The following is a 23,624-nucleotide window of genomic DNA, read 5'->3' as shown; positions in this document are numbered from 1 at the left end:
TTAACAATCATACTTGCTGTATTAAAAATCTAATATAAATATATATCTTATATAAAAAAGAAATAAAGATAAAACTATTATAGGTTATCAAAAACAGGGGAAAGATTTACTCTTACAAGGGAAAATTTCATGTTAGAACCTAAAAAATCATAAATAGCAGAAAATGTATTCGTAGATTCAATGATTATTAGACTTTTAATTCTACAAAAAAGCAGAAAGAAAATTATATGTTTCTACATGAAATCGGAAAGAAATTAATACAAATGACAGTATATTTATTCAACTGCTTAAATAGAATTTTTTTTACTTATTTTGGTGATTAAGTTGATTTTAACCGTCTGATTATCCACATATTATTCAGATTAGGCTGCTATTTGTTACCATTACTCAGTATTTACACATAACTCACATTTTTGTTGATGATTTTTATTAGATAAATACAACGACATTAATAATTACAATGATTTTAGAAAGATTATATCCACATTGGATCATATTTGTCCTCATATCCACTATTTTTATAATTTTTCTTTTGATTTTTTGTAGGTATTATGAGATAGGTTTTAATACATTAGAGGAATATACTCTAGTATTATGTGGAGAGTTATGTATTGATAGAATCAAATTTGTATAGAAGTGCATAAAAAAAGACTCCATTTTACATGAAGTTCTTTCGATTTAGTATTTATAAATAGAGTAGTAGGAAGGTGTTACTAATCAAATAAACACGAATAGCCCTCCACTTTTGTTTTTTTCAAAAATAGAGAGCTAGTTGCTATTATTTTATTTCCATTGCGGTTAGCACCTGATCTGGAGCTGTTATTGTTACACCAGCACGTACTAAACGTTCGAAGGTACGCATAAACTCTAGTAAATTAAACTGTTTTGGTAGCTCAATCACACGCAGCTGCTCTTGCGGTAGCTTATCAATTTCTTCAATAAACCATTCACGTACATCACTTGGAATTGTGCGTTCTTTATGGCCACGTACTTTTAATTTTTCACGCATTTCAATTTCTAAAGCAATATATGCATGAAGATTCACACCTTGATCATATGCATATTTTCTAAATAACGTTTCTTCCTGGTATTTTAAATAATTACGGTGATAAGATTCTTCTGTCACAGGTACCGCAAACTTCTGTTTCAGTAGTGCATGTACATTCTTAAATATCTTCTTAATGTTGTGTAGAGAGTACATAGAATAATGTAAACCGAAATTAAAGACAGCTTGCTCACGGTCACTATTTCTCTCTTTTGGTATATGTTGCGCAATAAGAGGGTAAATACCTTCTTTCGCTGCAGCATCAAGGATTTGATATTGAGATGTTTGATGTAATAGTTTTTTCAATGTATATACAATTTTCGTTGGATATCCTTCTTTTCGATCAATCATGTCACGGAGTCCACGAATTACGCTGCGGATTTGACGATGACAAGTATGCTTTAATACATGAATGAATTTATTCATGTCTGCAGACAGTTCACCGATATTCATCTCTTGTAGAACTGCTTCTATAAACTTCGCTTTACGAGCATAGGTAGTTTTTGGTGTAAATGGATCCCTATGTTGCTCTTCTCCAGATTCTTTTGTACATAAAAAGTCCGAATGAATAGATAAATATAAGGTTGTATATCGTTTTGTATGCTTTACCCCTTTTTGCATTTTGCAAATTTTGAATAGGGGATTCCCCGTACATGGTAATGCCGTTGTTAATTCATCGATAACGGAACGGATTTGATGCGGATATTTTTTATGTAAGAAACGATACATCCCACCGAAGTGAGTTTTGTTGCCTCTTTCGTCCTGCTTGTCCAATGAACGCTTTAATGTTGTTTCTGTATGTTGTTGCATGGCAATGTCTAAGAATAGTTTCTTAGCCGCTACAGATAGCTTAAAGAAAGCCTTGGTAAATACAACAGGACTAATATATACGTATGGATTTGCTTTTTCTGTTTCCTCATTCATAAAATGAGTCAGCTTGATTGTATATCGGCCATCTACTCCGTTTTCAATGGAGATAATGTTATGTAAGTTTAATTTCTTTAATGCAATATAGAATTGAGAGTGTTGGATATAAGCAAATTCTTCTTTATATTGCTTGTAATCTTCCCACATCATATGTATTGTTACATTCGGAATGACACCATTAGTAAAGCATTTCTTATGTAGATATAAGAAAACTTCGAGATCAGCATTCGTAATGCCGTATAATTTATGTTTTCTTCCCGTTTTTTCTGCAAGTGCAGACAATGCACGACGTGAAAAAGATGGTTTGGCTTTTTCGACAAAGCCTTCTTCGTCAGCAATACGTTCTTCGTATGTCATGTGTTGCAGAATATCTTCTAAATATGTATCTTTATAGCTGTAGTATTTCTCCTCAAATGTTTCCACAAATCTTTGCCAAGATTTTAATGTTACTAGCACAGCATTGGTTGTTTCCCCATTTAAGCTACGTTGATTTCGTATTACAAATGATTTCCCCATCTTTTTCACCTCCGTTCTGCAAATTCAGAAATATATGCCAAAAGACTATAAAATATTCCAATTTTGATTATATCAAAACGAATTTTGTAAAAACGTGCCCTTTAAGAGAGTTTTAAAAAAGAGGAAACACATGCTAAACCCTTGAGCTACAAGGCTTCAAAAAAAAGTTATAAAGAATTTCATGTGCAACTTTTGTGAAAATGTGTTTCCTGTTTCGATGCTAGAGGAAACAGGGAAATCACAATAAACCTTGATCTAATCACGTTTCTTACTCACTGTTCTTTAGTTACGCGCACGACTTGAGAAAAATGTTTCCTGTTTTCCGTTTTTTTACGCGCACGACTTGGGAAAAAAATAGAGTTTATTTATGTTTTGAAAAAATGAAGATACAATACAATTATTGATATAAAAGGGTTTATAGCAGGATTATAAAAGAAGTTACGCGCATGACTTGGGAAAAGTGTTTCCTGTTTTGTGTTTAAAGAAGAAATTTGTTTCCCAAAAGTAGTTTGTTTTGTTGCAGGTGTTTCCTTTTGTTATACGCACAACTTGGGAAAAGTGTTTCCTCTAAAAGAAGAAACACTACAAATTGAATCTGAAAAGTTAGCAAGGTATGATTAAATATATTGGGAAAGATGTTATAAGATAATTTTTAATAACATTTATACGGTGTACATATGTAGGGGGAATTAATTATGGAACAAAAAATAGAGAGAGCTATACAGAAATTAATAGATAATGACATATTCTTTCGTGTTAATAAAAATGTACTTGCACGTCACTTTTTAAATGATGTTCTTGAAGTAAATGTATTTCAATTAAATACAGAGGCAATTTCTAATAAGATTTGTGAGAAATATGATTATGATTTGGAGGAATTACCAAAGGGAAAAGAAGAATTATTTAGGTTAGTGGCAGAAGAGATAATGGGGCTTAAAGCTGATCTGGAACCGTATGAGGTTTTCAATAGCGAAGTCTTACTGGTAATGAAAGACTTAAAGAAAATTAATTCTCTGATCCAAAAATATGAAATACAGCAGCAAGTTAAAGATATTGATAGATATGAAAAGATAAAATATCAATACTTAGTTGAAAAGCTTAATAAGGCAAAAAATGAAGTTTGTGATTATATGGCAGAAAACATAAAATCATATGTATATAAGAAAATAAAGAGTAAAAAGAAACAACATAAAGATAATTTATTTTCAAATATCTTTTATGATATAACCAATCCTCCATATTCTTTTAGAGGTAATGAGAAAGAATATGAAATAACGGTATTTGCTGGATTGGACTATAAATTTAATCACATGACAATTAAGGAGAACATGGTATTAAAATCTCATTATATACATGACAAAAAAAAATTTCATGACCTCGTGGACAAATATATAAATTCAAATGATTTTTGTAATGATATTTTATCAATTATAGAGGGAAATCATATTCTTAATAAAAGGGGAATGATTAAAAAAGCTATAGAGATATATGGCGAAGAAAGAATGGAGTTGTTTTGTCAAATTATACCTCTTCAAATTGAAGGAATAATATATGATTATTGTATAGAGTTAGGGATTTCTCCCTCAAAAATAGATAGAGTTCCTTTTGATAAAAAATTAGAAGAGATAGTAGCTGTTGATAAAAATTTTAAATGTCACGAATACTTTATGTATGATTTTATTGAATTGAGAAATACTGCTGCGCACGGAAGACTACATAACGATGTGAATTATAAAGATACAGCTAATATGTTAATTTTAGATTTATTGTATTTATGTGAATTTGTGAATAGTTCTAATGCTACACCTGTTAATAGAATGAGAAACTTAGTAAATGAAATTGAACAGGAAAATACTCTATATGGTGAATGGGATGCTGAATTCAAAGTACTTGAATTTATAAATGAATATAGAAAAGAGCCACTTCCAACTTTTTACGATTCAAATGAAGGAATACAAAAAATAGTTAAATATGCTCATAGTGCAGACTTTATAAAATACATACATTTACTCGCTATGTATCCAGCATATTTATCACAAAAACAAATAGATGATATAAGAAAAATTCTTATTTATTTTAAAAAAACAACAAAATTTAAAGAAGAATGTACGGATTTATTAAAAGAATTATCAAAAACCGCTAACTATAAATAATAAATTTACCATTGCATTAGAGGTATTGGAGGGACATATGGATCAACTAAAACAATTGTTTCAAAATACTTTATTAGTGGCATACCCACTTTTTCACAATTTCAATAATAACGAACGTATTTTCCACAAATGGAAAGGCCTTTGTACATTAATTAATAGTGACGTAACATATGTAGATGATCCAGTGTATACATCTGCTTCCTTTAAAAAACTAGCAAATTGGATATCGTATAAGGAATCCCAAGGTGTTGGTATTATGGAAATTGTTGCGCAGATAGAAGGGTACCGACCTGAAGTATTTGAATTGCTTGCTAATGATATTGAAAAAGAATTTGAGATTCCTTTAGTGACACAAAAACGAGAAAAAAATTATACGGAAGAGCAGCAGAGCTTCATTGAGCATAGTAGTGCTGGTTTTATGTACCATTTAACGGACACAATTGCAAAAAACAATTTTACAGAAGATAAGGAATTAAATGCACATATTGCTGAGTTACCAGATAAAAGTAATAGTCTTGTAGTAGTGTCATCACGTTTTAATGACGGAGATATGAAATTAAGAGGTGCAGGAGAGTTAAATAGGTGGAATACATTAGTTGATTCTACTTTTGTTGATCGAGTAATGGATGATTTAACTGCAGATTGTTTAGATATTGTAACTGAAATCTGGGTGAAGTCGGCAAATGCAGAAAATAGCTCAGTGCATATAGGATATGAAGAGATACTCGAAATGTGTAGCATGAAGCAGGTGAGAAATGGTAAGTCTTATTATCGCAAAGAGGACCGTTTAAAGATTATGGAGCGTCTAGCTGCACTGGCAAGTATTTTTATATATGTAAACGAAGATAATGAAATAGTTATATTAAATGATGATGAAAATCCTAATGAGTCACTTGCTTATAAAAAGCAACGAGTACGAAGACTATTCGTAATGGATGAAATAGTATTTGCTAAAGATATAGAGACTGATGAAATGTTGGGTATTGAAAGTATGAATGTAGCGCCAGGAACATTTTTATCGAAATATTTATTTGGATCGGAAAAATTGACAGGTTTATTATCGAAGAAGGCACTTGAATACAATAGTAAACAGCAACGATATCATAAAAGGTTAACCAGGTATTTAAGTTGGAGGTGGCGAATTCAGCAGGCTTATCAGCATTTAGTTCATCCTTATTCAATTGGTGGCCCCAAAGGTCTTCTAAGTGTTATGGGTGTAAGTATGAATCAAAATCCTGCTAGAATAAGGAATGTATTCGAAAAAACGCTTGATGACTTAATGCGTGATGAAGTAATAAAGGAATGGCAGTATCAAACCCCGATTGATGAGGGGAAATGTTCTGGGCGTAACTGGCTTGAGAATTATTGGTTAAATCTTAAAGTAACGGTTACTCCTACTGATGAATTAGTATCTTTACAGCAAGAGCTCTTACAAAAGAAGAAAATAGCCCCTAAAAACAAATTGATAGAAACATTAGCAAAAGAGACAGTAATAGAAGTACAGGAAGAGGATATTCAGCCACTTCAAATGAATCAGCAGCAAGTAAATAAGGATATCAATTGGTACCAGCAGAAAATCCTGCAATATAAAGAGGAAAATAAATGTAGTTTAAGGGATATTGCAAAAGAAATAGGGATATCACCATCTAATCTTTCAAAACTATTAACAGGTAAAAGAAAAAGATTAAGCGAGGAAACATGTAATAAATTAGATAAGTGGATTGAGCGTCAAGAGGTAGTTAATCTGTTGTAATGTGAGTGTATAAATATATATGTTAATATAAAGAGGCTTAGCCAATGTAATGGCTAAGCCCTTTTAATTTCATTAAATACTCCATATACACTTATTATAAGTGCTTTATAAGCCTTGAAACATTAAATAGTTTTCTTTATCCTATTAAAAGGAAGGGGATTTATATGGATACAAAAACAGTAATAACTATTATCGGTTCATTTTTAGCCGCATCTACCGCACAATTAATAAGTCACATTCTTACCCTAAGAAGAGAAAAGAAAAACTATAAGAAAGCATGTTATCAAAACTTATATTCACCAATAATTTTTAAATTAACCGAATATATAAGATCAGAGGGATGTGATAAGGAGTTTCATGAACTTATCAATATTCACCAAAGCTCTTCTGAAATATTTAATGAAATAATGCAACATATTGAAAAAAACTTGGCTTATACAAGTTTGGATATTATAAATATCTTTCAAGTCTGGAAAAGGGATTTCTCAAACCCTTCAAATAAAGGTGAAGTACCTAACACTGTACAAAAAGAGAATGAAATTGATTTAAACATTACATTTGCTAATGTTTTCTTTGAGCAGTTTATAAAAATTAACAAATCATTAAAGTTTAAGCACAAAGTAGTAGATGAGGAATTAAGAGCTCCTTATTTTTTTACTCATTTTTTCTTACTTATTAAGGAATGTACCCGACCTTATTCTATAACATTCGCGGAAATATTTGCTATGTATGATTTAATAGAAGCTATGTTATTACCAGATAACAATTATACAGAGCGAATTATCTCTATTCGAGATGCTTTGGACAAAGTTCACTCTACAAATCTTTATAAAAATGATGAACGGGTTCATGAATCGTATCTTTCTGCGTACGAACTCTTATATGAAATTGTAAACGAGATGGCAATCATTAGTGAAGATAGGGCGACAGATTTTAAAGAATTTCTTGACTCTCAAATTCAAAAGTAGTTTCAACAAATGAAAAGGTTAAGGGATTAGCAGAACAAGTTTATAATGAAGAAATAGAAAAAGAGGCATTTTAAAATGCCTCTTTTTCTATTTAACATTTATTCTTTTGGAGAAAATATATTTTTCGTCCCAATAGTACACACATTAGTTCGCTAGCGGCAGCAACTTTTGTAAAAAAATCTTGAAATGTAAATCTAAAATGTATAATATATAGGTATATTGTTAGTTTATTTGATTCCGTTTATTCCCACACCTTTTTTTGTGTTGTGGTTGAGTTGTAGAAGCAAGTTGCGTCTTGTTTCATTTGTGAAAGGGCTTCTTTGAGCCGATTAGTGTATATATAGCTTATTTTGCTATGCACATTATTAATCGACTTGAAGAAGCCCTTTTTGTGTTGTTTTCAAGTTTGCAGGCGGGGTTATTTATTAAGAATAAAATAACAAATTAAACAGTAGAGGAGATAGTAAAATGAAAAAAGATTGTAGACACTTAAAATTAGTACCAACAGTAGAGGAACATAAAACACGAATGGAAAAAAATCAGAAATCATATGCTGCTGCAGCGATGTCATCTGAATCCAGAGCAAGAGTGAATCAAATGAGAGGATGTTTTGAAGCTGAAATTATATTACCAGATGGGAAATTTCAATACTTTAAACCAGATACTCTTAATGAAAAGGTTGCTATTCAAGAAATCGCTTTATACATTGAAGGCATACAGGAAGCAAAAGAAGGCTACGTAATCTTATGGCGTTTTGTCGGGCAACAAAGTTTTTACCATGGTACAAAGATCGTAGCTGAACCGAAGTTTCGTACAATCCTACGTAAGCTGAAAGATTATTTTTTCGATTACGAAGAAGTTGTATATGAACCTGAAAAATAAGAAGGATAGAGGGATATGAAAATGAAAAAAGATAGCATTTGGACAGAATTAGATGATCCAAAAGAGCAGGAAACAAGAAAACAATCCCAAGAGCCGGATGATATTTTTGCTGGTATGGATGAGCTACCGGAGATTACAGATGAAGAACTACCTTTTTAATAAAGTCGAGGTAGTTTATAGAGGGTAAAAGGAAGAACTAAGTGATGTATTTACTTGGATCTTCCTTTTTTTATTGTAAAAAAAGAACTTGGAGGGAACGATTATGCGGTGCGAGACGTTCTCGAGTAAGTAATGCGGGAGCATAGGCGACAACGAGGACTATTCTTAATTGTAGAAACATCGAAAACAATAAAGAGTAGGATAACTGTTCAGGCGAGTGAGAGGAATGAAGGAGTAACGCCCCGAAACTCTCCCAGTGAGATTCCCAACTGCATACACTCGGCAGAGTGAGATGTTGGAAGCAGGGTAAAACATGCGGTTACGGTTCGTAGTGTCTATATGGATAACCGAAAGCCAGCAGGAATAATAAACCGGCTGGAACTAACTAAGTACCGTATGCTGTCAACCGACAAGGTGAGAATGTGTAAACACTGACGAACTTGCGAATGTACACCTCGATAGGTTTACGGGTCAGAAATGATTCGGAGTCTGAAAATAAGACTTGTCTAATGGATTGGAAACATCGCATAGTGACCAATCCTAACGTTGTTACAGGCAACGGAGCTAGACACGGGGTAAAGCAAGCACCTAAATCGGAGATTGAAAGATCTTTAAAACAACGATAGTCTGAACGGAACGTCGAAAGCCACTAACGTTGGGTCTATGACTCTATCGGCGGATATAGTTGAATACGAAACGGGTAACCGAGGGAAGTATTCTTAATAGTGGTGAGAGTAGTGGCACGACCGTTGAAGATTCTGTAATGGAATTGGAGGAACAGCCACAAGCCTATTTGTAGGAACTGAAATTTCATCTAATCTTGCATGGATTCTGGTAAGACTCAAAAGGTCACCAAATCAATATGAGAGTAGGTGATAGACCATGAATGATAGAACTAAGTCCACGCCAAAGAATAAGAAACTAAGACACAACGAATACTACGGTATCCAAACTTTCTTAGATAACTTATACCAGAAGGCAACAAAGAAAAATTCTTTTAAAAATTTAATGCCTATCATTATATCAGATGAAAATATACTCCTCGCGTTTCGTAATATTAAAGGAAACAAAGGGAGTAAAACAGCAGCTTGTGACAATGTAAACATTAAGGATATTGAGAGAATGGAACAAAGCTATTTCTTGAACGAAGTAAAAAGACGCTTTCAAAACTACCAACCGCAGAAAGTAAGGCGCAAGGAAATACCGAAACCCAATGGGAAAACCAGACCTCTGGGAATACCAAGTATGTGGGATAGGATTATCCAACAATGCATCTTACAAGTAATGGAGCCTATCTGTGAAGCACACTTCTGTAACCGAAGTCATGGATTTCGCCCAAACAGAAGTGCTGAAAATGCTATAGCAGACGCAACAAAACGGGTAAATCAGCAAAACCTTACATATGTGGTGGATATAGACATTCAGGGATTCTTTGACGAAGTAAGTCACGTCAAACTCATGCGCCAACTATGGACACTGGGTATTCGTGACAAACAACTACTAGTCATTATCCGGAAAATATTGAAAGCGCCAGTGCAACTGCCTAACGGCAAAACGATATTTCCGACCAAAGGTACCCCGCAAGGTGGTATCCTTAGTCCACTACTCGCCAATGTTAACCTTAACGAATTTGACTGGTGGATTAGTAATCAATGGGAAACTTTCAAAGCCAAGAAGGTAAAGCCGAGATTGAAAGATGGGATTTGGAGTAATGACACTGTAACATATTGTCTATCCAAAACATCCAAGATGAAACCAATGTATATCGTAAGATACGCAGATGATTTTAAAATCTTTACAAATACACGTAGGAATGCGGAGAAAATTTTCGAAGCAACTCAAATGTGGTTAGAAGAACGTCTAAAACTGCCTATCTCAACCGAAAAGTCTAAAGTAACCAATCTGAAAAAGCAACAGAGTGAATTCTTAGGTTTCACTCTTAAGGCTGTAAAGAAAGGTAAGAAGAACGGTAACACACGATACATTGCAGTAACACACATCTCTCCAAAAGCACTGGAAAAAACAAAACAAGATTTAGCAAAACAAGTGAAAAGGATACAGAGAACCCCAAACTCTAATGAAACAATTAAGAGAATCAGTATATACAACAGCATGGTCATTGGTAAGCACAACTATTATAAAATAGCAACGCATGCTTCCCTGGATTTCAGTAAAATGAACCATAGTCTTGGTCACATGATGTATAACAGATTCCCAAAGTCAAAAATTAGAGGAAAAAGCAACACAAACGGATACACGAATATAGGGAAATATAAAGGGAAAGACAGAGGTATTAAACCATACCTAAAGTCAAAAGCGATGAGATTTCTCATGAAATGTCCTATTTTACCAATCTCCTATATTCAACACAAAAAACCGATGATGAAAAAGCAATCTATTAACAGATACACCGCAGAAGGACGAGCCCTTATACACAAAAACTTGGCAGAAATAACCGAAGCGGAACTGAAATGGTTAAGAGAAAACCCAGTTATAAATGAACGGGCAACCATAGAATACAATGATAATCGAATTTCTCTTTATATTGCACAAAAAGGAAGATGCAGTGTAACAGGTGAGAAACTCTCGCCTTGGGACATCCACTGTCACCATAAGCGATTATGGAGTGAAACAAGGGATGACAGCTACAAAAATCTTACCATCATCAAGCCAAGTGTCCATACACTAATACACGCGACCAATATAGAAACCATAAACCAATTCCTCAATAAATTAAAACTCAACGAGGAACAGTTAGGCAAACTTAATAAATTGCGGAAATTAGTCAAAAATGAGGAAATCTGTATGTAATCACAAAATGAAGTGGATATGGAACATGAACAACTAGCGTTGTTTGCTTAGAGCTTATCATTATTAGATGAAAAGAAAACTACAATATAGGTGGACCGCGGTATGCCGTGAAAGTGGCACGTACCGTGCGGATCGGGGGAAAAGTTGGAGATAACCTCAAAGACTTACCTATCGACAATTTTAGGAAATGATTTAGCGGCTGGATTTTATCCAACACCACTAACAGAAGGGAATCATTTAATACAGTTATTACAAATGGAATCAGAGCGAGCTTATGCTTGCTTTGATCCATGTTGTGGAGAAGGTACAATTTTACGAAGTTTTGCAGATGCGATGAAGCAAGTTGGTATACAACTTGATACATATGGTGTGGAATTAGATGCAAATCGATATAACAAAGCAAAAGAGCAATTAGATGTAGTGATACGCTCTAGCTTTGAAAGTATGATGATTAGTCATGACTATTTTCCACTTATCTTTCTAAACCCACCGTATAATACAGAGCTTCGGACAGAAAAAAAGAAATCAGAGAAAATGGAATTTAACTTCTTAAAGCGTGCACACCATTATTTACAAGATGGTGGCATTATGGTGTATGTCATTCCATACGATCGTTTTGCCCGTGATGAAATTAGCTACTTTTTAGCTAAGAATTACGAGGAAATTGGATTAATGCGTTTTGGTGATGAAAATAACGAATTTGAGCAATTTAATCAATGTGTCTTTATTGGCCGTAAGCGTGCAGCTACGAAAAATGATACATATTTTAACGATCGATTCGCTAATTTTTGTGAGAATATGTCAGAATTGGCTTTTGTTAAAGAACATGTAAATACATTAGCAGAAATGGTGAATCGTAAAAGTTGGGTTATACCTGAATTGCGACATCAAAACAAATTGATTTTCACATCTCGAGTGGATTATAAAAATGCTTATGAAGGTGTAGGCAAATCAGAGGGGATCTTAACATTAAAGAAACGATTAAATAGAGGAAATGGTTACTCACTTCAAGCTGAAAAAACAGCTGCAGAGAGAGCGAAAATGCCAATTGCTTCTGGACAATTAGGGCTATTGCTGATAACGGGTGTGGCAGATGGGTTGCTAGGCGAAGGGGATACACTCCATGCTGTTCGTGGTTCTGAAAATGTGTTTTTTGAAACTTCATTCGAGAAACTGGAAACAACAACGAAAGAAGTTGTATTACAAAAACGCCGCGCGAAATTTATCATCGCAACACCAACTGGTGAAGTCAAAGAACTTGTCTAGGAAAGGAAGAGAGATATGTCTGTACTGTTAGGGATAGGAGCACTATACATTGTATGGGAGTTTAGCAATCGTATATTTCGTATTGCTATTGTACTTACAGTCATTTGTTTATGTGCTTCTCAATTAGGTGCAGGTACATATTTGAAAGTATTAGAGCAATTCTCTGTCTTTCAAGGTGCAGGTGATATGCTACATGCGGCTGAACAGTCATTACCAGAGTGGAAACAGTTTATAGATTTTTAACCAATAAATTGAATGAGTAGGACATGAAACGTATCGAATAAGATGCGTTTTTTATTTTAGGAGGGAAACTTATGTTACAAGAAATAATTAAACAAGATACATTTGACCATGAACAAACACCAGCGATGTTGCAATTGGAGACAGGCACTGCTTCACATTCAGCTTTCTGCTTTGCTATGGCAGTTAATCATAACAACCAAATGCAATTTGCAGTGTTAGGTGCGAATGACAGTACATTAAAGTCATTCAGAGCAGCCATATCAATGGGTACTAGTCGTTTGTATTTTGGAGAGGGGCAAAAAGAAGAATTACATTATGTATTAGGCAAAAAAATGAATGTAAATTCGAAAGGACAATTTGAGTTTATAAATACACAAACAGTAAATAGAAAAAAGGCAATTATTGCGTTTTCTAAAGAATTAGAAGAAAAGTATATTGTGGCAATTGATGAAGCACCAGAAATGCAAGTAAGAGATTTCTTAATGGCTCCTCCATATGGTCTCCCAATTTTAGAAGAATGGGCGAAACCAATTTATGAAGAGATGTTAACAAGAAATTTGTTACAACCATTAAATGTGTATTTTGATAGAAATGAATTTACTTCTCTATCTATTGCGCAGGTAGCGTTAAAAGAGGAGGATTGTAAAGAGTTTTTATCAGAAATGATACGTACTGGAAAATGTCAATTCCCGCAAGAGGGTACAGGTGAAAAGATCAATGAAATTAATGATTTAAATGAATATCTATTGGAATATTCGCCTGTCATGCTTGATAAAGTAACAAAATTAGATGAGCCTTTACATCAACCGATGAAAGAACAGGCATTATCTCATTTTGATACATACCAAAGACCATTATTCCCTGTACAGGCACATGTAGCAACAGGTGCAGCAAAAGCATTACAAGTACAAAAAGGGATCATTATACAGGGGGAAATGTCGAGCGGAAAAAGTGCAATTATGACAGCGACAGTAGATGGATATTTCCATTTGACAGGACAAAAAGGATATCGTACCTGCGTATTTGTGCCACCGACTCTAACTGAGAAGTGGGCAAAAGAAGAAATACGACACTTAATACCAGACGCAGATGTACATCTGATTAAACGTACAGAGGATTTAATTCGCATTCATCAATCTTGGATCCAGGCAGGAAGACCAAAACCAGAAAAGCCAACCTTCTTTGTCATTAGTTTTACTACAATGCGAGGGGATTCTATTAAACAGATGCCATTACCTTATAAGCAAATTGCACTTTCCAAGAAATCGGAGGAAGAGGTGCAAAGATATTATAAGAATGGATACTATTGTCCAGATTGTGGTGCTAAGTTACGTAAAAAAACGTCTTCTATTATAGTTCAACAAGCTAATGGTGAACAGAAAGAAGTCTGCCAGTATAAAGATTTTACAGCAAGTGACTTAGATTCGAAAACAAATAAAAATAGTGTATGTGCTGATTGTAATTCAAACATTTGGAGTCCAAAAGTAAAAACGAAATATGCGAGTTTTAAAGATTGGACCAAATATGAAAATAAATTAGTACAAGCAATAAAAGAGGGAAATAAACCGCTGCAAAAACAACTAGAGCTAGAGAATCGTGTGAAGCCATATGATGCGAAACAATCAGGAAGAGCATATCGAAAGGTAGCTACTGTTGAGTATATTCGTAGAAAAATGAAACACTTCTTTGATGCTCTTATCGTTGATGAAGTTCACGAATGTGTGACACGTTACCTTATAAGTGTCGCTTAATTGATACGAAATAGGTGGCCTAAAAGTATTTTAGGTACAACTGATATACCGATGTCAGGAATGAAAGCCGTCATGTTGAGCTGAAACTGACAGTCTAATACTCCTGCATGCATTTATCTTGATAGAGATACATTGCGTTATGTATGAAACTAGGTGAAGTCGGCTGAATCTAATTCTAAAGCCACTCTTACAGAGAGGGTATGGTTAGAGATAGGCCGGGACGCTATAAAATACCTATGATGAGAATGTTCCATGGGGAACTGACGAAGACTGCGAATGTACGCGCCTATAGGACTAAAGAATGGGAAACCTTTCTTGCTACTTATGTAGTGTGAGATACCGATGAGTAAGATTATTCGTTATGAAAATCGGCATAGTCAACAAAGAGACTATAAGGCTCACAGGTGTAAAGCAGCCATCTAAGGGTATATGTAAAGCTAGGTATATTGGAACGTGGTAAGCAGCCAACTTCTATACCAAACACCTATCAGTGGGAAGTTCACTATAAGATTCAATAATGAATCGAAATGTGTTTATGGTTGTGAAAGTAGGGTCACAGTACCGTTGAAGCTATGGAAACATAGTGGAGGGATAGGCCCAAGTCTAGTTTTACTAATAGAAATTCGAGTTAGAGTTGTAGCTCATATTTCGGGTAAGAAGGTGAGTTGGAAATCACTTAGAGGAGCTGATTTCTACACCAATGAGCGCGATAGCAAATCGACATAAACAATACTACGATTTCACAGGAATACAGAATGATTTATTCCAAAGAAGTCGTGAGGGTACTAAGAATTTCAAGAACCTACTAGAGATTGTCATTTCGGATGAAAATATTTTATTAGCATATAGGCAAGTTAAATCAAACACCGGTTCAAAAACCCCGGGTACTGATGACAAAACAATTTGGGATCTTGCTAATACTAATCAAGATGAGTTCATTCATTATATGAGAGAACTAGTGTTAAACTACAAACCAAAATCGGTTAGACGTGTATGGATAGATAAAAATTACTCAAAAGGGAAAAGACCTTTAGGTATTGCTTGCATACAAGACAGAATCGTCCAACAAATGTTCCTGAACGTTCTGGAACCAATATGCGAAGGGAAATTCTACAATCATTCTTATGGTTTTAGGCCAACACGTACTACACGACATGCGGTTGCAAGAGTTCAAACATTAGTAAATATCAATAAATATCACTACACGGTTGATATTGATATAAAAGGTTTCTTTGATAATGTAAATCACTCCATTCTTCTTAAACAAGTCTGGAATATTGGCATAAGAGACAAACGAGTAATCGCTGTAATTAGCAAAATGCTTAAAGCACCGATTAAAGGAGAAGGTATACCAACAAAAGGCGTACCCCAAGGTGGAATTCTTTCACCACTGCTATCTAACATTGTCCTCAATGACTTAGACCAATGGGTAGCCGATCAATGGGAATGCTTTGAAACGAGGTACCAATACTCCGTCAACTATTCCAAATACGTTAACCTTAGAAGAAATTCTAAACTTAAAGAAGGATTCTTAGTGAGGTACGCAGATGATTTTAGAATCATGACTAACACTCACGATTCAGCGGTTAAATGGTTTCATGCAGTAGTTGATTTTTTAAATAAAAGACTAAAGCTTGAAATCTCACCAAATAAATCAAAAATTATTAATCTTCGAAAGAAGTCTTCTTCCTTCTTAGGTTATAAATTTAAATCTACTATCAAGGGAAACAAAAGGGTATTCTTCTCGCATATAGATGATGACAAACAAAAACAAATCATCACGAAATTAAAAGAAAGAATCTATGAGATACAAAAGCATCCTTCGGCCGGCAATGCAAATCTTTACAATTCAGTAGTATTAGGAGTCCAAAATAATTTCCAATATGCTACTCACATTGTTAAGGATATGAGCGACATTGAATATAGGGTTTTACGAACTCTTAACAACCGACTGAAAAAAATTGCATGGTATGGCAAGCCCAATGAACTTCCAGAGAAAGGGGCATACCTAAAGTTTTACAAAAATACACGTAAAACATACAGGGTAGCAGGTGTATATCTTTTTCCTATAGGACAGGTTACAACAAAGAATAATCTAAATTATTCACAGTCCATTAACCCCTATACAGATGAAAAAGTATTCGATTGGGACAAAGAACTTACCGAGCTGATGAAATCCAGACTTCCTAATAGAAGCATCGAATATATGGACAATAGACTATCCAAATATTCCGCACAAAAAGGGAAATGTTTTATTACTGGATTACCGCTTAAAGCTAGAGATGTTCACTGTCATCATAAGAAACCCACTTTCCTTGGTGGAACAGATGAGTTTCAGAATCTTATTATCGTTCATAAAGATATCCATACATTAATCCATGCATCACTAGAAGGCACCGTACTAAGGTATGTTAATAGATTACGATTGCACACAAAACAAATTGAGAAAATCAACCAACTCAGGAAGCTATGTAAACTCGAAAGAATTACTATTAGATAAAACTAGAGGGAACGCCGTATGAGCTGAAAGGTTCACGTACGGTGTGGAGCGGGGGAAAAGGTGGAGATTACTTCAAAACCTTACCTATCGCTATTAAAGAGTGAAACAGCACAAGGAACTGCTTTAGGAAGTTTAGCAAGGGTTTGTAAGAAAGTCGTAGCTGGAACAGGTACATTATTTGGTGGGCGCGCAAGCGACGTATTCTATACGTTATGGCGTCTGTTCCCTCAAAAAATGGTGAAAAGTGGGTTTGAATACAGTTCTTTAATGGAATGGAATGAAACCTACGGAAATATCGAGAGAACATATTACCATGATGGTGAGGTCACATCTAATATAGCTTCACGTGGAGCACAAGGTAATTTAGATAAAACCAAGGTCGTACCTGGTATTTCACCTTATGTGTTTACCCAATTTTTAATGGATACAACCATTAATGTGCGCTTAAAAGATGTGTGGCCAAATCCTGTGGAGTTAATTAATGTACCTACGATTCTTGTCGATATGTCAGAAGAACAAAAACAGGCTTATGAGCATATGAAAGAATCTTTTGAGAAGGCGATTGAAGGGGCGAAAGGTACACCAGATGTTGGGAAACTATGGCTCTCTTATATTCGTACAGGAAATTCGTATCCAGACAATATGAATCACTACCCAAACTATCACTTAGATAATGCGGAAAGAGAATTAGTTTGGTCCAACGAAGAATTCAGATTTGATGAGGATTGTATACAGCCGAAGGAGAAGAAGCTGCAAGAAATATTGCATACTGAAATCTCTGAAGGCCGTCCAACCATCATTTATGTATCTGATACAGGATCTACAGTGAAAGAACGAGACATTCAGCCTCGTTTACAAAAGGTTGCAGAGCAAGTGCCTGGGGCAAAAGTAGCTATACTTCGTACGAATACAGTTACTCCGCCAAAGCGCAGTGCATGGTTAAAAGAGCAAGTAAATAGCGGTGTGAATGTTATCATCTGTTCACAAGAATTAGTTAAGGTAGGATTGGACTTGCTGGCGACGCCAACATTAATTTTCTACCAATTATCATTCAGCTTATTTACATTAAATCAGGCTGCAAGAAGACATTGGCGCATTGGTCAAACAAAGCAATGCAGAACTTTCTATCTTGGATATCGAGAAACATTCCAAGAACAGATGGCGCAATTAATTGCCCAAAAGAATAAAGCTGCTGAAGCAATGAATGGTGATGCAACAAGTGATGGACTGAATGCAATGCTTGGTGATACAGGAGATCTTCAGACGTTATTAATCCAAAATATTAAAAGCGGGAATCAATTAAAAGGTTCAACAGAAGAGTGGACACAGGCAGCATCGGAAGAATCTAAGCGAGTACTTGCAAATATCGGTAAAGTAATTACACCAGTGTTTGAATCAATTGAGATCCAATTTACAAACTGGGTGAAAACATTACCGAGTACATTTGACGTATCGTATATGGAAGATGCGAAATTTGTGCAAAAAGCCGTTGAATATATCCAAGAAGAAAAAGTTCCTGGCGTTGTAGTAAAGCAACGTAAACTTGAAATTGACGGGAATGTAGAAGATATCATACGTACTTTAACAACATTGAATGCCGATAAGCGTATGCTTGTACAAAAACAAGACATTACACTCTGGGATGAATTGATTGTGGAAGTAGATGGTTCTCAAAAGAAAGGAAAAGGAAAACGAAAAAATAAAGTAATTGAAGGACAATTTGAGTTTGATTTATTTGGTTAAACGAGAGGGGAAAGTCATGTTTACGAAACTTCTTATCGCACTAATTTGCTATATGGTTTATGTAGTTTGCAAAACCAAAAGAAACATGTTGATAGAAGAGAAGAAAAAAGAAAAAGGGCCAGAACCGGTGGAACGACCTGTTTATTGGTGTCCGAGAGAAAATAGACCTATTGGTAGGGAACAAGAACGTGTTACTGTTCCAACGAAAGAGATTACCTTAGAAAAGGATGTAGCCAATATATACGATTTAGTTGCTACATCTATTCGAATAAATGTAGGCGAAGAAGAAAAAGCGTTTGAGCAGGACAAGGAAGTTGCAAAAGAAGTGGAGTATGCTGAAGAATTTCATCATACTCCTGCTTCTGAAGCAGAATATGAAATTCCTTTTCCGAGCGATGAGGATATACCAGAGGAAGTATTTAAATATGAGGAGATGTTTTCGGAACTAGAACAGTTGCCAATCCCACTAGAAACAGAACAGAATCTACCTTTTCCACAAGGAGTATCAGAGGTAGAAGATATGAATCGGGTTGGGTGGACTGCAAAAGTAATAAGACGAGAACAAGGACTGACACGCGTACTGAATATGTCGGATAACAAGCGTTATTGGATTCATACAGAGGGAGAAATCTTACCAGAAAATCGACCGTTGTATTTAGAATTACAAATTGATTCACCGTATTCTTATACATTAGTTGAATGGAGCGATAGACAACTAGGGAATATATAAATTAATTTCCTAGTTGTATTTTTATAGATAGATAGTATGAATGCAGCATTTTTCCACTCATTTGTACAAGGATAAAACATTTTTTTATTTTTGTACAAATGAGTGGGACAGAATGATTCACCATATAAGAATATTCGACTATAATGAGACATTGTACGTCATTGTAATATTAAAATGTTTAAGATTAAGTGATTATAATCTTAAAACAGGAGAACTGAGAACTCTCCGCAATATAACAATGCTTAAAATAGATTAAATCCAAACATGAGGATTATATGAAGTAAAAATATTTATGATTTAAAAAATAACAATTTTGAAAGGTGAATGTAAATGATTATTAATTCCCTAAGTAACAATGTAGTAGAAAAATTAGAACAAACGGTGCGCTATGAAAAGAAACAAGTTCAGGTATTACGTGTAAGTAAAAGTAGCTCAAATGTACATGCTTACATGATTTTTCCGGAATTCTCAGAGGTTAAAATTTCAAATACCGAACTGGATGAATATATAGAAAACTTGTCAACAAGCGTGAAGTATGTCATTGATCGTAAGTTGAGTCAACAAGAAATCGAAAAGCAAAATCATTCTTTTATTATGACGTGTGAAGTTGAAGAAGATGGTGTGATAGATGATGAAACTCTTCATTTTAATACGACTTATGTTAAACCACCAACAATTGCAAATAAAGTATTTAAATTAGTATGTGGATTAGGAAATCGTCTAGATAGCCTAAAAGAGTTACATATCACAGTACTAAATAATAATATTAATCGAATTGAAATTGAATTTTACAATGAAAATGAAACATACATTGCAGTAGAGAAGGAAGAAATTGCGAATGCTATTATGGGAGCATATACGAAAGCAAATATCTATTATGCAGCAGATCTTTATTATGTTGCGGAAGGAAATCAAATCAAATTAAAAAGCGTTAAACCGAAATTAGCGGGTGATGTGTGATGAAACAAGAAAAAGGGATGATTGGAGTCCTATGTACGCTTATTTTAATGATTTTACTACTTATACCCTTACAAGCGGCTCAAGCTTCTGTAAAACCAAGTTTTAATGAAGGAAAAGGGAGCGAACTTTCGTCGTCCTTTCAAAAGGGATTAAACAATCGAGCAAAAGCAACAGAGAAAGATGATTCATTTGGCTCATCAATCATACAAAAGATTGAAGGTATGTATGCACCGGCTTTTAAAGTAGGAGTAAATATCTTTTCTATTTCATTCGTATTAGGCGTTATTGTCATGGTTATGGCATTAATTACAAAGAATGGTCAATGGATGAAGTGGGCGACTGGGAGTATGATTTTCTCATTTATTAGCATGATGTCCATGAGACTAAGTGTGTACTTCTTATTTAGTTCCGATGTATTTTCGTTTATGAACATCTTTACGGATTTTTTAGACCTGTTTAAAGCAACAGCACTTATTTTCACACCATTTATGTTAATTGCAGGTATTCGTTTAAGAAAGATTCATGAAAGTACGAAACAGCCTGAGTATTATCGTTGGTCTAACCGTGTCATAACAGGATCTTGTTTGCTGTGTATGTTAGCCGTACTCGCTCCATGGCTATTTGCTAATATGTAAAGAACCATATATAAAGATAGAAAAGGTACTGAATCTAAATTCAGTACCTTTTATCTACCCATTAGGTTACTTCTTTCATATTCCGCAAATGTTTCCTTAGTTATAGGAGATAATATGCCACTTAGATACACTGCTCTATATAAAAAATATTGTTCATCTTTAGTTTGAATGGTAAGAGTTCCGTGTTCCTCATTATAGGGAATAATTCGATCAATTTTTAGTTGTTTTTTGTCGCAAATGATTTCTTGTATTGTATAGAGATTATGTATTGTCAATCTTTCGATATACAGACAACTACGCTCTAACAGATAGAAAGTGAGTGCCATTTGTAGAATGAACACAACTTGTAGTAGAGCTGGTATGCCTGCAAAACTGACAAGGAAAATGGAAACTAAAATAATATTTAACTCGGAAAACCATTTCTCGTATTGTTTCATAGAAAGAATACTTGTCTTTGTTTGAAAGACTAGGAACCTCGTTATAAGGAACAGAATTGTAAATATCCCTTCATAACTAAGCAAAATATGCCACTCCGAATTAGAAAGTTCTATGGCTAAATATATGATGCTGGTTGAAATAAGAATTGGTACGAGGTGTACCAGGGTAAATACTATTGTATGTTCTAACATTCTTTTCTTATAGATGTGATTAGTCATTGAATCCAAGTTTCCTAACTCCTTCTGCAATTTTCATGATGACACCGCCAATAAGTAGATGGTATTCGCCTATGCCCTTTTCGTTCACATACCAGCACATATAGTGTCTGATGCCTTCTTTTGCTCCGTGATCATGTAAAGGGAAAGGAGAAGCATATTTTTCTGGGCAGTTATTATTAAAAGGAACTTGTTCTGCAAGAGTAAAGCGTTTTTTTGAGTCATTTACAATCCAACAACCAAAATCTATTGTTCCATACCACATTGCATCTTTATGAATCGGATCAATAGAAGGTTGTGCTGGATAATTTTCAGTTAAGATTTGCGCTTTTTCTTCACGAAGTCGTTGATGTATATGTGAATTCAATGGATCTTCCGTTCCAATTTCATAGGTTTCTTCAAAGTTCCCACATTCATAAGGGATATGGGGATTATTTGAATCAGCTGCTAATTGTAGACTACAAGAATCTGATTTTGAAAGATAATATACGCAGTCTTTGCAGGTGAAAAAGTTTGAAAAAGCTGAATCTGTTTTTGGTTCCGGTTCTGTTACGGTATTATCTACTACAAGTTTTAACATATCTATCACAATCCTTTATAGGCTATTTCAAAATTTAATATAGACGTATCATATCATGCTTATTTTTAAATGTAAATATTTTCCATTTAAAAACACCCTAATTTATTTTGAAAGGAATGTTTGTTTTGAAAAGAAATCGGGAATATATTGCTTTGCGGAATTCTATTTTAATAGGTTGGTTGCTTACAATCATTGTTATAAGTCTATCTATCTATTTTTCATCTATCGTTTATTTATTAATTGGATGTTTCATTTTATCGCTTAAATACGGATTAACGGGCACTGTAAAGAATGTGGAAAAGCGTTTGCCTACCTGGGCAAATTTTGGAGTTATTGAAAAGCCAGTAAATCGAAGAGTGACAAGACCGTTTCCGTTTAGGGGCGGGCTCCTTCTTTCATTAGCCTTAGGATTTGTAGAGATGGTGATAAAAGGCTTATGTATCTCATATTTTATTTTAGGATTAGAAACATATATCTATCGTCTAATGCGCAGAAACGTAAGAGTATGAAAAGGAGGATTTTATAATGAAAGTATTGATATTCGAGTTAATTCTCATTGCAATTCTAATTCCATTAAATTTTGTTGTGAAAAAACATGTGCCAAAATGGAAAGGGAAAGTCGGAGAAAAATTAGTGAAGCGTACATTGAGCAAATTGGATTCAGAAAAGTATTGCGTGTTACATGATGTTACGATTCATACTGAGTATGGTGATACAACGCAAATTGACCATATTGTTATCGCGGAAACCGGTGTATTTGTTATAGAGACGAAAAACTACGAAGGATGGATCTATGGAAATGAGAAAGCTGCAAGGTGGACACAGGGTATTTTTAGAAAGAAATCTTCTTTTCAAAATCCATTTCGACAAAATTATAAACATATAAAAGCTATTGAATGGGTAATGGAACAACAGCTGCCGTCCATCTCTATTGCAGCGTTCCATCCAAAATGCAGTCTAAAAAGAGTAAATGTTCAATCTAAAGATAAACATGTCCTGTATTATAACGATCTACAAAAATGTATTGAATCATATACTGAAGCGCAACTAACAAATGATGAGGTCCAGCACATCTACCAAACAATATTACGAGCGAACATTATGGATAAGGATGTTGAAAAGAAACATGTGAAGTATTTACATAATAAGTTCGCTAAACAATAAGAAATGGGGAAAGAGAGACATGTTATATGTAATAGGTTTTTTAGTAATCTCCATAGTAGCTATTCGTCTTAACATGAAGTATTACAAACTAAAAGGCGACCCTAAATATTTTATGATGAAGAAAAATAAGTGAATTTCCTAATAAAAAAGGTTCTAGGGGACTAGGACCTTTTTGTGAATAGTAT

Annotated in this window: 19 protein-coding genes; 16 read left to right on the top strand and 3 right to left on the bottom strand. The window is 34.4% G+C overall.

Features of this window, described 5'->3' with window-relative positions:
• Positions 1–778 precede the first annotated feature (778 nt).
• Positions 779–2,488: a hypothetical protein gene (locus KI356_RS00095; protein WP_000520273.1), complete on the bottom strand. Its 1,710-nt coding sequence runs from the start codon at positions 2,486–2,488 to the stop codon at positions 779–781.
• A gap of 695 nt (positions 2,489–3,183) precedes the next feature.
• On the opposite strand from KI356_RS00095, the gene KI356_RS00090 reads away from it, so the two are divergent.
• From KI356_RS00090 to KI356_RS00025, 14 genes are all read left to right on the top strand, one after another.
• Positions 3,184–4,641, top strand: a complete 1,458-nt coding sequence (locus KI356_RS00090) for a hypothetical protein (RefSeq protein ID WP_000435649.1) — start codon at positions 3,184–3,186, stop codon at positions 4,639–4,641.
• 37 nt (positions 4,642–4,678) lie between these two features.
• Complete coding sequence (locus KI356_RS00085) at positions 4,679–6,394, top strand: helix-turn-helix domain-containing protein (protein ID WP_000372479.1); 1,716 nt, start codon at positions 4,679–4,681, stop codon at positions 6,392–6,394.
• 164 nt (positions 6,395–6,558) lie between these two features.
• Positions 6,559–7,362, top strand: a complete 804-nt coding sequence (locus KI356_RS00080; RefSeq protein WP_000380115.1) for a hypothetical protein — start codon at positions 6,559–6,561, stop codon at positions 7,360–7,362.
• Between the two features lie 468 nt (positions 7,363–7,830).
• Positions 7,831–8,244, top strand: a complete 414-nt coding sequence (locus tag KI356_RS00075; protein WP_000710687.1) for a DUF6018 family natural product bioysynthesis protein — start codon at positions 7,831–7,833, stop codon at positions 8,242–8,244.
• A gap of 21 nt (positions 8,245–8,265) precedes the next feature.
• Complete coding sequence (locus KI356_RS00070) at positions 8,266–8,403, top strand: hypothetical protein (RefSeq protein WP_000711095.1); 138 nt, start codon at positions 8,266–8,268, stop codon at positions 8,401–8,403.
• An 882-nt stretch (positions 8,404–9,285) separates the two neighbouring features.
• Complete coding sequence (gene ltrA / locus KI356_RS00065; protein ID WP_000999901.1) at positions 9,286–11,214, top strand: group II intron reverse transcriptase/maturase; 1,929 nt, start codon at positions 9,286–9,288, stop codon at positions 11,212–11,214.
• Between the two features lie 144 nt (positions 11,215–11,358).
• Positions 11,359–12,480: a DUF6094 domain-containing protein gene (locus KI356_RS00060; RefSeq protein ID WP_000406894.1), complete on the top strand. Its 1,122-nt coding sequence runs from the start codon at positions 11,359–11,361 to the stop codon at positions 12,478–12,480.
• 15 nt (positions 12,481–12,495) lie between these two features.
• The gene (locus tag KI356_RS00055) at positions 12,496–12,723 is read left to right on the top strand and encodes a hypothetical protein (RefSeq protein WP_000114821.1); all 228 of its coding nucleotides are present in this window, start codon (positions 12,496–12,498) and stop codon (positions 12,721–12,723) included.
• Positions 12,724–12,794: 71 nt separating this feature from the next.
• Positions 12,795–14,474: a DEAD/DEAH box helicase family protein gene (locus KI356_RS00050; protein WP_000938765.1), complete on the top strand. Its 1,680-nt coding sequence runs from the start codon at positions 12,795–12,797 to the stop codon at positions 14,472–14,474.
• Between the two features lie 700 nt (positions 14,475–15,174).
• The gene (gene ltrA, locus KI356_RS00045) at positions 15,175–16,974 is read left to right on the top strand and encodes a group II intron reverse transcriptase/maturase (RefSeq protein ID WP_212934543.1); all 1,800 of its coding nucleotides are present in this window, start codon (positions 15,175–15,177) and stop codon (positions 16,972–16,974) included.
• Between the two features lie 60 nt (positions 16,975–17,034).
• Entirely contained in the window at positions 17,035–18,717 is a 1,683-nt protein-coding gene (locus KI356_RS00040; protein WP_080466598.1) for a DEAD/DEAH box helicase, read from the top strand.
• 16 nt (positions 18,718–18,733) lie between these two features.
• On the top strand, positions 18,734–19,447 hold the full coding sequence (locus tag KI356_RS00035) for a hypothetical protein (protein ID WP_000494456.1): 714 nt from the start codon (positions 18,734–18,736) through the stop codon (positions 19,445–19,447).
• 330 nt (positions 19,448–19,777) lie between these two features.
• Positions 19,778–20,407, top strand: a complete 630-nt coding sequence (locus tag KI356_RS00030; RefSeq protein ID WP_000586356.1) for a hypothetical protein — start codon at positions 19,778–19,780, stop codon at positions 20,405–20,407.
• Positions 20,407–21,042: a hypothetical protein gene (locus KI356_RS00025; RefSeq protein ID WP_000806908.1), complete on the top strand. Its 636-nt coding sequence runs from the start codon at positions 20,407–20,409 to the stop codon at positions 21,040–21,042. The genes KI356_RS00030 and KI356_RS00025 overlap by 1 nt, the downstream gene beginning before the upstream one ends.
• A 50-nt stretch (positions 21,043–21,092) precedes the next feature.
• Here the strand turns inward: KI356_RS00025 and KI356_RS00020 are convergent, their stop codons facing one another.
• Both KI356_RS00020 and KI356_RS00015 read right to left on the bottom strand, forming a co-directional pair.
• Positions 21,093–21,707, bottom strand: coding sequence for a hypothetical protein (locus KI356_RS00020; RefSeq protein WP_000377936.1), 615 nt, complete (start codon positions 21,705–21,707; stop codon positions 21,093–21,095).
• Positions 21,691–22,275, bottom strand: coding sequence for a hypothetical protein (locus KI356_RS00015; protein WP_000916405.1), 585 nt, complete (start codon positions 22,273–22,275; stop codon positions 21,691–21,693). The genes KI356_RS00020 and KI356_RS00015 overlap by 17 nt, the downstream gene beginning before the upstream one ends.
• Positions 22,276–22,400: 125 nt before the next feature.
• Here KI356_RS00015 and KI356_RS00010 point away from each other — a divergent pair, with 125 nt between their 5' ends.
• Together KI356_RS00010 and KI356_RS00005 are read left to right on the top strand one after the other, a co-directional pair.
• On the top strand, positions 22,401–22,784 hold the full coding sequence (locus KI356_RS00010) for a hypothetical protein (RefSeq protein ID WP_000828164.1): 384 nt from the start codon (positions 22,401–22,403) through the stop codon (positions 22,782–22,784).
• Positions 22,785–22,800: 16 nt separating this feature from the next.
• Complete coding sequence (locus KI356_RS00005; RefSeq protein WP_000865997.1) at positions 22,801–23,439, top strand: nuclease-related domain-containing protein; 639 nt, start codon at positions 22,801–22,803, stop codon at positions 23,437–23,439.
• Positions 23,440–23,624 lie beyond the last annotated feature (185 nt).

This window comes from Bacillus hominis (genome assembly GCF_018332515.1).
GTDB lineage: Bacteria > Bacillota > Bacilli > Bacillales > Bacillaceae_G > Bacillus_A > Bacillus_A hominis.
The sequence above is the reverse complement of the archived record's forward strand: the minus strand, read 5'-3'. Positions and strand labels throughout refer to the sequence as shown.

Bases quoted from the DNA above. Each gene is read 5' to 3' on its own strand.
- KI356_RS00095 (WP_000520273.1), bottom strand. From the start codon at position 2,488: ATGGGGAAATCATTTGTAATACGAAATCAACGTAGCTTAAATGGGGAA.
- KI356_RS00090 (WP_000435649.1), top strand. From the start codon at position 3,184: ATGGAACAAAAAATAGAGAGAGCTATACAGAAATTAATAGATAATGAC.
- KI356_RS00085 (WP_000372479.1), top strand. From the start codon at position 4,679: ATGGATCAACTAAAACAATTGTTTCAAAATACTTTATTAGTGGCATAC.
- KI356_RS00080 (WP_000380115.1), top strand. From the start codon at position 6,559: ATGGATACAAAAACAGTAATAACTATTATCGGTTCATTTTTAGCCGCA.
- KI356_RS00075 (WP_000710687.1), top strand. From the start codon at position 7,831: ATGAAAAAAGATTGTAGACACTTAAAATTAGTACCAACAGTAGAGGAA.
- KI356_RS00070 (WP_000711095.1), top strand. From the start codon at position 8,266: ATGAAAAAAGATAGCATTTGGACAGAATTAGATGATCCAAAAGAGCAG.
- ltrA (WP_000999901.1), top strand. From the start codon at position 9,286: ATGAATGATAGAACTAAGTCCACGCCAAAGAATAAGAAACTAAGACAC.
- KI356_RS00055 (WP_000114821.1), top strand. From the start codon at position 12,496: ATGTCTGTACTGTTAGGGATAGGAGCACTATACATTGTATGGGAGTTT.
- KI356_RS00050 (WP_000938765.1), top strand. From the start codon at position 12,795: ATGTTACAAGAAATAATTAAACAAGATACATTTGACCATGAACAAACA.
- ltrA (WP_212934543.1), top strand. From the start codon at position 15,175: ATGAGCGCGATAGCAAATCGACATAAACAATACTACGATTTCACAGGA.
- KI356_RS00035 (WP_000494456.1), top strand. From the start codon at position 18,734: ATGTTTACGAAACTTCTTATCGCACTAATTTGCTATATGGTTTATGTA.
- KI356_RS00030 (WP_000586356.1), top strand. From the start codon at position 19,778: ATGATTATTAATTCCCTAAGTAACAATGTAGTAGAAAAATTAGAACAA.
- KI356_RS00025 (WP_000806908.1), top strand. From the start codon at position 20,407: ATGAAACAAGAAAAAGGGATGATTGGAGTCCTATGTACGCTTATTTTA.
- KI356_RS00015 (WP_000916405.1), bottom strand. From the start codon at position 22,275: ATGTTAAAACTTGTAGTAGATAATACCGTAACAGAACCGGAACCAAAA.
- KI356_RS00005 (WP_000865997.1), top strand. From the start codon at position 22,801: ATGAAAGTATTGATATTCGAGTTAATTCTCATTGCAATTCTAATTCCA.